We start from the raw sequence: 9,056 nt of genomic DNA, 5'->3' as shown, positions 1-9,056 counted from the left end.
CCATGGCCCGGCGCGGCTAAATCGGCATCCTTGCCGATTTACCCGCTCCACTGTGCCTACTTGCGGCCATCGTGGTTTAACGGGGCGCCTAAGATCAAGATCAAAAGCAGATCAAAAGCAGAGCACAGCGGCCTCCCGGCCGGCTTGAGTGTTAAAAGCAAAAGCAAAGACCAGAGCGAAAACAGATCTGCTTTTCTGTGGGAGCGGGCTTGCTCGCGAAAAACCTGAGAGCGCCGCGTTCATCCAGAATGCCCTCGTCATCGTTAACGATCTTCGCGAGCAAGCCCGCTCCCACATTTGGACCGTGCCCGCTTTAGCTTTTGATTTTGCTCTACAACACTCAAGCCGGCCGGTAGGCCGCTGTGCTCTTGCTTTTGATCTTGATCTTAAGCGCCCCGTTAAACCACGCTGGCCGAACGCAGGCTTTGGAGCGTGGGTAACCCGGCAGGACGCCGGGTTAGCCGTCCTGGGCCAGGGATGGCCCATGACGGCGGCCCACGGTCCAAAGCCGGAGTGAGGGCACTCCGAGCCTAGGCGAGGTGCCGAGTGGTGGGGCAAGAGCGTTTTGCTTACTTTTGCGCTTTTCAAAAGTGAGCCGCTGTAAGAGCGGAACCCATATCAGCCATCACCTAAATAACGGATATGTACATCCCTCTCTCCATCAGACAAAGATCTTTATCAACAAATACACTTACCACACCAACTTCCCCCCACCCTCTATCTGAACAAACTCTGAACCAGTAACAAATTAAGTCATTAACCGTTGACATCCGGCAACTGCCTGAGTAAATTCCCCGTGCCTGCAACTCAGGGCCATTTTTCAACCTCACAAAAGAAGCCAATGGACACAGTATCTAGTCGCTGTCCGATCACCGTGAATGCGGCAAATCGGACACCAAACCCAGAAAAAATGACGGGACTCGCCTTTCCGGCCGAGTAAGCTGCGCTAGAGCCTGACGCTCCAACGTAACTGCCTCACCGGATGCCAGTCCGGTTCCGAGGTGTGTTATGACCTTTCAACTGATTGTTTTGCCTGATCTGCGTACGCTGGCTGCCGCCCTGCGTGCCAAATTGTGCCGCGAGCCCGTAGGCTTTTCCCCTACCCGCAGCACCTTTGTGACCTCATCCCCCCGCGTGTGCCCGACTCCCCGGGCCCACTGGCGTATCTGCCCCACCACCGGCCATCTGGTCCAGCAATGGGATCACGCCGACCCTCAAGACCCACAGAGACGGGACGTTTCCAGCCTGGTCGCGCAAGCGAGCCTGATGCTGAGCCTCTACGTGGACGCTCGCACGGCGTAAGCCGGCTGGAAACAGCAACTTTCTGATTATCCGTTAATTATTTAGCTGGAGTTCTCTATGGACGAAGCCAGTAGTAGCCCGCTGCGCGCTAGTTAACTAACGCGCTGTTAGCGGGCCTGTAGAAAGTTACCCAACACTTTATTTAAACCGATCGCGAAGTCAGCGACTCGGCATGCTTTCGCTCGCCTGTCATCAGGTAAGTACCGGGTATGTTTTGTCGAAAAATTGGCGACAGGAGTACACACAATGAGCGCAGTAAAAAACCCGAAACTGCACAAGAAAAACGGCACAGACACCGACACCAAACTGTCGATGCGTGCCGCCCGCGAAGCCCAGAACGGCCTCTCGGCAACCCTCGCCAATGTCCGGGCAACCAAGGATGGCCTGACCGAGCTGGATGCCTCTGCTCGCCTGCAACGTGAAGGCTATAACGAGGTGGCTCACGACAAGCCGCCTCACGCCATCGTGCAATTCCTCCAGGCCCTGAACAACCCGTTCATCTATGTGCTGCTGACCCTGGGCGCCATCAGCTTCGTCACTGACTACTGGCTGCCACTGCAGGCCGGTGAAGAAGCCGACCTGACCAAGGTCATCATTATCATGACCATGGTCATGCTCAGCAGCCTGCTGCGGTTCTGGCAGGAACACCGCTCGGCCAAGTCCGCCGAAGCCTTGAAGGCCATGGTGCGCACCACCGCCACGGTGCTGCGCCGTGAGCAAGTGGGCTCCAAGCCGACCCTGCGGGAAGTGCCGATGCGCGACCTGGTAGCCGGCGATATCGTGCAACTGTCTGCCGGCGACATGATCCCGGCCGACATTCGCCTGATCGAGTCCCGTGACCTGTTCATCAGCCAGGCCGTGCTGACCGGCGAAGCCTTGCCGGTGGAGAAGTACGACACCCTCGGGGACGTCACGCAAAAATCCGCTACTTCCACAGCCGCGGACCAAGGCAACCTGCTGGACCTGCCGAACATTTGCTTCATGGGCACCAACGTCGTCAGTGGCCGGGCGCAAGCCGTGGTGGTCGCCACCGGCCCGCGCACCTACTTTGGCTCCCTGGCCAAGGCGATTGTCGGCTCCCGGGTGCAAACCGCGTTTGACCGTGGGGTGAACAGCGTCAGCTGGCTGCTGATCCGCTTCATGCTGGTGATGACGCCGATCGTGTTCTTCCTCAACGGTTTCTCCAAGGGTGACTGGAGCGATGCCCTGCTGTTCGCCCTGGCCGTTGCGGTGGGCCTGACCCCGGAAATGCTGCCGATGATCGTCAGCGCCAACCTGGCCAAGGGCGCAACCGCCATGGCCAAGCGCAAGGTGGTGGTCAAGCGCCTCAACGCGATCCAGAACTTCGGTTCGATGGACGTGCTGTGCACCGACAAGACCGGCACCCTGACCCAGGACAAGATCATCCTCGAGCACCACGTCAACGCCTTCGGCAACCGTGATGATTCGGTGCTGACCCTGGCCTGGCTCAACAGCCATCACCAAAGCGGCATGAAGAACCTGATGGATCAGGCGGTCGTCCAGTTCTCGGAGCAGAACCCGAAGTTCCAGATACCGTTCGCCTACAGCAAGGTGGATGAGCTGCCGTTCGACTTTATCCGCCGCCGCCTGTCGATTGTGGTCAAGGACGCGCAAAACGATCACCTGCTGGTGTGCAAGGGCGCGGTCGAGGAGATGCTGAGCATTTCCACCCACGTGATGGAAGGTGACGTTGCCGTCGAGCTGGATGATCGTCGTCGCAACGCGTTGCTGGCGATTGCCCAGGACTACAACGAAGACGGCTTCCGGGTGCTGGTGCTGGCCACCCGCAACATTCCCAAGGCCCTCGCACGTAAGCAATACACCACAGCCGATGAGCGCAACCTGGTGATCCGTGGCTTCCTGACCTTCCTTGATCCACCAAAGGAAACCGCAGGCCCGGCGATTGCTGCCCTGCGCGAGATTGGCGTGGCGGTCAAAGTGCTGACCGGCGACAACGCCATCGTCACCAGCAAGATCTGCCGTCAGGTCGGCCTGGAGCCTGGCGTACCGTTGCTCGGGACGGAAATCGAAGCGATGGACGACGCCACCCTCAAACTGCGGGTTGAGGAACGCACAGTCTTCGCCAAGCTGACGCCGCTGCAAAAGTCGCGGGTACTCAAGACCTTGCAGTCCAACGGCCACACCGTGGGTTTCCTCGGCGACGGCATCAACGATGCACCGGCCCTGCGGGACGCCGACGTGGGTATCTCGGTGGACAGCGCGACGGACATCGCCAAGGAATCTGCCGACATCATCCTGCTGGAAAAGAGCCTGATGGTGCTGGAAGAAGGCGTGCTGAAAGGCCGCGAGACCTTCGGCAATATCATGAAGTACCTGAACATGACCGCCAGCTCCAACTTTGGCAACGTGTTCTCGGTGCTGGTGGCCAGTGCGTTCATCCCGTTCCTGCCGATGCTGTCGATCCACCTGCTGCTGCAAAACCTGATGTACGACATCTCCCAGCTGGCCTTACCGTGGGACAAGATGGACAAGGAATACCTGGCCAAGCCACGCAAGTGGGACGCGAAAAACATTGGCCGCTTCATGATCTGGATCGGGCCGACCTCGTCGATCTTCGACATGACCACCTTTGCCCTGATGTGGTACGTGTTCTCGGCCAACAGCGTGGAAATGCAGACCCTGTTCCAGTCCGGCTGGTTCATCGAGGGGCTGCTCTCGCAAACCCTGGTGGTGCACATGCTGCGTACCCGCAAGATCCCGTTCTTCCAGAGCAACGCCGCATGGCCGGTGATGATGATGACCTGCATCGTGATCGGGCTGGGCATCTACGTACCGTTCTCGCCGCTGGGCGCGATGGTGGGCCTGGAGCCGCTGCCGCTGGCGTACTTCCCATGGCTGGTGGGCACTCTGGTCGCCTACTGCTGCGTGGCTCAACTGATGAAAACCCTCTACATCCGCCGCTTCAAGCAGTGGTACTGATCAACCGCCCCTGAAAACGCTGGCTATCGATGGATAGCCAGCGCGTGCGGAGACAGACAATGAACCGACTCATGAGCTACCTCGACAACGCCGCACGCGCCGTATTGGTATTCGCCCTCGCCCAGGCCGCCAAGACGGTGATGGTGTTGGGCGTGCGGCTCTACGCGCGCAACGTGCTCAGCGCCGTGGAAATGCGCTTCATGCTGGGTTTCTCCAGCCGCTTGAACAGCACGTGCATCCGCTTGCTGCGCCCGCGTCGATAAATGGCAATACGCACTACAAGGAAACATCACCATGCGCGTCTTGATCTGTGCAGGTCGTCATTACGCCGATACAAAAATGTCCCGCCAGGTGCTGGACGCCTACCACCGCCTGCGCCCGGTGCAGGTTTTGATCCACGGCGGCAGTCAGTTCCTGGGCAGCGACGTGGAGGACTGGGCACGGGAAATGGGAGTGGATGTGGTGCGTTACCCACCCAACTGGCAACGCCATGGCAAGCAAGCCGAGCGTCACCGCAACCAGTTCATGCTCACGGACAGCCGCCCCGACGTGATCATCGCGCTGCCCGGTGGCGACGACACCTTGGAGCTGGTGAGCCAGGCCAAGGCCAGTGGCATTCATGTGCTGACCGTAGACAGCTGAATCAACCTTTATTGGAGCATCCAGACATGAACGAAGAACCCCGTTGTAGCGGTACCCAGTTACACACCTTTTTTTATTTGAATCACGGCGCGTCCCTGCCAAGTCCGGTCGGGACACGCCACCGGCTGTTGATCGAGGTTCACCATGTACAAGAAGCACACCCCTGACGGTTTCGCCAAATACCGCAACCGCAGCACCCACGTAACCTTCCATCCCCTGCCCGCTTCCAAGCGTCGGGCAGTGCGGCGCAACCTGATTTTTGTCGGCGCGACGCTTGGCATCGTGCTGCTGCTCAGCCTGATGTCGAATGCCTATGCGGCCGGCGGTTCCTATGTGGTCGACGACGGCGCCATCAACGCCCCGGGCGAATGCAATGTCGACGCCTGGTTCACCGCCAATCGGCACGACGGCTCCACCCACAGCGAAACCCTTTCGCCCGCGTGCACCGCCGCTGCCATTCCCTGGTTGCAATGGACCGCCGCCGTGTCCCGGGCCAATCATGATGGCGACGGGGAAACCCAGGTGAATCCGCAACTCAAAGCCCAGTTATGGACCCGGGAAGACCTGGGCCTGGAACTGGCCGCGTCTGCCGGCGTGCATTACGCGCTGAACCGCCAGCACTCGTTTGATGGCGCCGACTTGAATGTGCCGTTTACCTGGCAGCCCATGGAAGCCCTGCGGCTGAACTTCAACGCAGGCTGGAGCCACGCCTATAACGACGGCGACCAGACCCATCGACCGACCTGGGGCACCGGGTTTGAATACAGGGTGATGGACTCGCTGACGCTGATCGCCGAACGTTACGGCCAGCAAGGTGGCGACCAGGCGTGGCAGGCAGGGCCGAGGGTGCATGTCGGTAAGAATGTGGATGTGGACCTGGTGGTGGGGCGCAGTTTGATCGGGGATCAGCATCAGTGGCTCACGACGGGGGCCACGTTGCGGTTCTAATCCGCAGACGATGATCAACCTGTGACGAGGGAGCTTGCTGTGGCGAGGGAGCTAGCTCCCGCTGGAGTGCGAAGCGCTCCCAAAGATTCCGGGGCCGCTACGCAGCCCAGCGGGAGCAAGCTCCCTCGCCACAGGTTTGGTATGACCGTAAATAGCGATTTAAACCTGCCCCTTGGCCTGCTGCTCCAGATGCACCTGCAACGCAGGATCAATCTTCAACTGCCCCGCCAGTTCATCCAGGTAATTGCGCTCCGCGCCCTGCTGGTCATCCACCAGCAGCACACTGACCAGGTACACCTCGGATGCCATCGCCGGGTCCCCGGCAAACTCGGCAAAATCCGCCGCATTCAGCGGCTTGGCCACCTCGGCATCCAGCCACGCCTGCAATTGCGGGTCATCGGTGTGCTTGCCGATCTCGGCCGAGATCATCTGCTGCTCGCGCTCATCAATCTCGCCATCCGCCTTGGCCGCCGCGATCAACGCGCGCAGCACGGCATGGCTGTGCTCTTCAACTTGCGCACCGGACAACTGATCAACCGTTTGCAACGCCTGCTGCGGCGCCGATGCCTGTTGCCGCTGCCAGGCCTGATACGCCTGGAACGCCATCATGCCCAGGGACGCCAGCGCCGCGTAGTTGGTACCGCCGGTGCGCCCTTGCGGCGCCGCACGGGTTCCGCCGAGCATGCCGCCCAGTCCACCGAGCAAACCACCGAGGCCGCCACCGCCTGAACCCGCAGCACCACCGCCGCCCAGCAAACCACCCAGCAGCCCGCCCAAACCACCCAGCCCGCCCTGAGATCCGGGTGCAGAGCCGCCCTGTTGGCTCGTGGAGGCTTGGCCCGCTCGCAGCAATTGTTCCAGTAGATCGCCGGTATTCATGGTGTCACCCTCCCAGGGCGCAGAGTTCCAGACCAACAACAATAGACCCGCTGCGCCAGAACACCATGACCGCCCGACAAGCGCGCTTTATCATGGCGCCACCGCACCCGGAGGAAGCCCCGACATGACCCGTACCGAGCATATCGCCCTGATGGCGACCTACAACCAGTGGATGAACCGCAAGGTGTACGAGGCTGCCAACGGCCTGAGCGACGAGGACCTGATTGCCGACCGTGGTGCGTTCTTCGGTTCGATCCTTGGCACGCTGAACCACCTCGCCCTGGGTGACCGCGTCTGGCTCAAGCGTTTCGCCGAGCATCCAGCAGGCTTTGCCGCGCTGGCGCCGTTAAGCGCTTTGGCGTTGCCGCTACGCCTGAATCAACTGGCCTTCGCAGATATACGTGAACTGTCGACCCATCGGGCCTGGCTCGACCAGATCATCATCGACTGGGTGCAATCCATCGGCGAGCCGGAGCTGGATCAGCCCCTGCAGTACCACAACATGGCGGGCACACCGATGAACAAGAATTTTCATGCACTGCTCGTGCACTTCTTCAATCATCAGACCCACCACCGGGGCCAGGTGACAACCCTGCTGACCCAGGCCGGGCGCGACGTGGGCGACACCGACCTGCTGGCGCTGATGGACTAGTTCAACCGGCGCAGTGCTCGGCGTACGCCTGAATCAGCGCGGGAAAATCCTCCCGCTCCGGGAGCTGCGCAAAGCTGTGCTGCGCCGGCGTGGACGCCCACGGCAGCTTTTCACTGGTCCAGGTTTCAATAAATGGCACATAGCCGCTGACGTCATCAAACATGGTGGGCCGCAGGTTGATCAGGTCCTCGACGCCATTGGGGCGGGAAAACATCCAACTCATGCAGTGGGGGCAGCAGTAGTGGCGGTCGACGCCATGCAGCCCGCCGATCACCGGGTTGCCCTGGGTGATGGTAAATCCGCTGGCGGGGATCAGCGCGCTCAGGGAGAACGCGCTGGATGACATCTTCTGGCACCCGGTGCAGTGGCACGCCATGGTGATCAGCGGTTTTTCGGTCACGGTAAAACGCACCCGATCACAACGGCAGCCGCCTTCCTGGGACTCTTGATGACTCATCTTCCACTCCATTCACATTGTGTGTGTGCCTGGAGAGTAAACGAGCGGGCGCGTCACGAACAGCGTTGCCAACTCGCACAAACGAACGCCTGTGACAGCAAACTGTCATAAAAGACAGAGCGGTGAAAGTCAGCCAATGGCTGCCCGCCCTGCCCGCGCGCATCAACAGCTTGTCGATGCGACGCATCCCCCCAGAAGGAGACGCTTACATGGTCATTCACTTCAAGGTCGCCGGCCATCTCGCCTGCGGTCATCACGGCAATAACCTCCCTTCCAGCACCGAGCTGAAACGGGTCAAGTGCCGTACCTGCCGTAACACCGAAGTCTATAAGGAAGCCCGCCGCACCCAGCGCAACGCAGCCCGGCGTGCTGCGCGTAAAGCCAAATCTGCAGATGCCGCCGGTGACTGGCGCAGCGCCTGGACCCAGCGCCTGACCGACCTGCCAGGCCGTCAGCGCCTGCCACGCGGGTTCCACGGCCAGCCATTCGTTTAAGTTACGCAGCCGGGGCACGACGGTAAGCGGCCAACAGCACGCCCATCGTCATCAACAAGCCACCCGTCCCACGGTTGAAGTGCTGCAAATGTGCGGGCCGCAGGCGACTGAGCAAGCGTGCCCCGCATACCGCATAGAACATCATGATGCTGACATTCAGCACGCAGAGTGCGAACAACAGGCACGCGTACTGCGGCAGTTGTGCTTGGGTGCTGTCGACAAATTGCGGCAGGAATGCCGACATGAACAACAACGCCTTGGGATTGGAAATCGCCACGAGGAAACTGCGGGTGAAAATACTCGCCGTGCGAGTGCCGCTGTCCTCACCTTCGTCCACGCTCGGCAACGCGGCTTGAGGTGCGCGCAGCATCTGCCAGCCGATCCAGATGAGGTACGCCGAGCCCATCCATTTCAGCGCCTGAAACAACCCTTCGCTGGCCGCCAGCAACAGTCCCAGGCCGCAGGCCACCGCGGTCACCAACAACGCGTCCGCCAACACCGCCCCGGCCATGCCCCAGACCGCTGCCTGCAAGCCATGGCGCGAACCGTTCTGCAGGGCCAGCAGAACCGTTGGGCCGGGGATCGCGATAATCGCGGCGCTCATCATGACGAACAGAAATAAGGTTGCCAGGGACATGACAGGTTCCTAGGGGCTAATCAGCTGCGAATCATCCCACCCTATCCTCTGTGTGGCGAGGGAGCTTGCTCCCGTTGGGCCGCG

At 60.6% G+C, this 9,056-nt stretch carries 10 protein-coding genes; 7 read left to right on the top strand and 3 right to left on the bottom strand.

Annotated features, from left to right (window positions below):
* The first annotated feature begins 1,008 nt into the window (after positions 1-1,008).
* From D109_RS0115085 to D109_RS0115065, 5 genes are all read left to right on the top strand, one after another.
* The gene (locus tag D109_RS0115085; RefSeq protein WP_017477647.1) at positions 1,009-1,302 is read left to right on the top strand and encodes a hypothetical protein; all 294 of its coding nucleotides are present in this window, start codon (positions 1,009-1,011) and stop codon (positions 1,300-1,302) included.
* Between the two features lie 246 nt (positions 1,303-1,548).
* Entirely contained in the window at positions 1,549-4,263 is a 2,715-nt protein-coding gene (mgtA, locus tag D109_RS0115080; protein ID WP_017477646.1) for a magnesium-translocating P-type ATPase, read from the top strand.
* Between the two features lie 59 nt (positions 4,264-4,322).
* Positions 4,323-4,526: a hypothetical protein gene (locus D109_RS0115075; protein WP_226478319.1), complete on the top strand. Its 204-nt coding sequence runs from the start codon at positions 4,323-4,325 to the stop codon at positions 4,524-4,526.
* A 31-nt stretch (positions 4,527-4,557) separates the two neighbouring features.
* Entirely contained in the window at positions 4,558-4,905 is a 348-nt protein-coding gene (locus D109_RS0115070; protein ID WP_017477644.1) for a DUF2493 domain-containing protein, read from the top strand.
* Positions 4,906-5,049: 144 nt separating this feature from the next.
* Positions 5,050-5,853 (top strand): hypothetical protein, encoded by an 804-nt coding sequence (locus D109_RS0115065; RefSeq protein WP_017477643.1) that lies wholly within the window; start codon positions 5,050-5,052, stop codon positions 5,851-5,853.
* A 159-nt stretch (positions 5,854-6,012) separates the two neighbouring features.
* Here the strand turns inward: D109_RS0115065 and D109_RS0115060 are convergent, their stop codons facing one another.
* A complete protein-coding gene (locus D109_RS0115060; RefSeq protein WP_017477642.1) occupies positions 6,013-6,732 on the bottom strand; it encodes a tellurite resistance TerB family protein in 720 nt (239 codons plus the stop codon).
* 124 nt (positions 6,733-6,856) lie between these two features.
* Between D109_RS0115060 and D109_RS0115055 the strand changes: the two genes are divergently transcribed.
* On the top strand, positions 6,857-7,384 hold the full coding sequence (locus D109_RS0115055) for a DinB family protein (RefSeq protein ID WP_017477641.1): 528 nt from the start codon (positions 6,857-6,859) through the stop codon (positions 7,382-7,384).
* A gap of 1 nt (position 7,385) precedes the next feature.
* Here the strand turns inward: D109_RS0115055 and D109_RS0115050 are convergent, their stop codons facing one another.
* Entirely contained in the window at positions 7,386-7,841 is a 456-nt protein-coding gene (locus tag D109_RS0115050; RefSeq protein WP_017477640.1) for a GFA family protein, read from the bottom strand.
* 209 nt (positions 7,842-8,050) lie between these two features.
* On the opposite strand from D109_RS0115050, the gene D109_RS0115045 reads away from it, so the two are divergent.
* On the top strand, positions 8,051-8,335 hold the full coding sequence (locus tag D109_RS0115045; RefSeq protein WP_017477639.1) for a hypothetical protein: 285 nt from the start codon (positions 8,051-8,053) through the stop codon (positions 8,333-8,335).
* Between the two features lies 1 nt (position 8,336).
* On the opposite strand, the gene D109_RS0115040 is transcribed toward D109_RS0115045, so the two are convergent.
* Entirely contained in the window at positions 8,337-8,972 is a 636-nt protein-coding gene (locus tag D109_RS0115040) for a LysE family translocator (protein WP_017477638.1), read from the bottom strand.
* Positions 8,973-9,056 lie beyond the last annotated feature (84 nt).

The organism is Pseudomonas sp. PAMC 26793 (assembly GCF_000313235.1).
GTDB lineage: Bacteria > Pseudomonadota > Gammaproteobacteria > Pseudomonadales > Pseudomonadaceae > Aquipseudomonas > Aquipseudomonas yamanorum.
This window is presented reverse-complemented; position numbering and strand designations above follow the sequence as displayed.